The sequence below is a fragment of the Flavobacterium sp. genome, from assembly GCF_049240005.1.
Lineage (GTDB): Bacteria > Bacteroidota > Bacteroidia > Flavobacteriales > Flavobacteriaceae > Flavobacterium.
In genome coordinates, this window is the sequence record NZ_JBMLTK010000019.1 from 1 (window position 1) to 1,205 (window position 1,205).

Annotated in this window: 1 protein-coding gene and 1 pseudogene; both read left to right on the top strand. The window is 43.6% G+C overall.

The window, feature by feature from the left end; all coding sequences use genetic code 11:
* Positions 1-599: pseudogene (locus ACOVQQ_RS01635) on the top strand (acetyl-CoA C-acetyltransferase); the annotation flags it as partial.
* 11 nt (positions 600-610) lie between these two features.
* Positions 611-1,205 (top strand): NlpC/P60 family protein (locus tag ACOVQQ_RS01640; RefSeq protein WP_421816649.1); only part of this gene is annotated, 595 nt, incomplete at its 3' end.

The following is a 1,205-nucleotide window of genomic DNA, read 5'->3' on the forward strand; positions in this document are numbered from 1 at the left end:
AATTTGATAACGAAGTTATTCCTGTAGCGGTACCGCAACGCAAAGGCGATCCGATTATGGTAACGCGCGACGAAGAATACACCAACGTAAAATTGGATAAAATTCCAACCTTGAATCCCGCATTTACCAAAGACGGAATCGTTACGGCTGCTAATGCCTCAACTATAAACGACGGTGCAGCTGCGGTGGTTTTAATGAGCGAAGCAAAAGCAAACGAACTCGGAATTAAACCTCTAGCTTACATAAAAAGTTACGCAGACGCCGCGCAAGAACCAAAATGGTTTACCACAACTCCCGCAAAAGCGCTACCTATGGCGCTAGAAAAAGCAGCACTAAGCATTGCTGATGTTGATTTCTTTGAATTCAACGAAGCGTTTTCGGTAGTTGGATTAGCGAATGCCAAAATTCTTGGTTTGCCAAACGATAAAGTAAACGTACATGGTGGCGCAGTATCGCTCGGACATCCGCTAGGATGTAGTGGCGCACGTATTGTAGTTACCTTGTTAAACGTTTTGGCTCAAAACAATGGAAAAATTGGTGCAGCTGCTATCTGCAACGGTGGTGGTGGTGCCTCAGCGCTTGTAATTGAGTTGGCCTAATTAATTCCCTGATGAAGTACGGCATTTGTGATTTAGCGATTGTTCCCATTCGCGCTGAATCGTCTGATCGAAGCGAAATCGTTTCGCAACTGCTTTATGGCGATACTTTCGAAATACTCGAAGTACAAAAACAGTGGCGAAGAATTCGTTGTGCATTCGACAATTACGAAGGTTGGATCGACGAAAAGCAATTCTTGGAAATTTCAGAAACTGAATTTCAAAAAATCGAAGCGGAACCGACTGTGCTTAACGGCGATTTAATCGATTATCTGATTACAGCGGAAGACGAACTGCTCGCTATTCCGCTCGGAGCAGTAGTTAGTGGCTTGTATCACAGCAAACTAAACCCGAAAGGCTATGTTTTCGAAGGCATGAAAGTTTGCGGACAACATCCGAAAGAGAATATCGTAAAAACAGCTTTTCTGTATTTAAATGCACCCTATTTATGGGGCGGAAAAAGTCCGTTTGGTATTGATTGCAGCGGTTTCACACAAATGGTTTACAAACTTAACGGCTACAAATTACTCCGCGATGCATCGCAACAAGCCACTCAAGGCGAAGGTTTGAGTTTTATTGAAGAAAGCGAACCGGGCGATTTGGCATTTT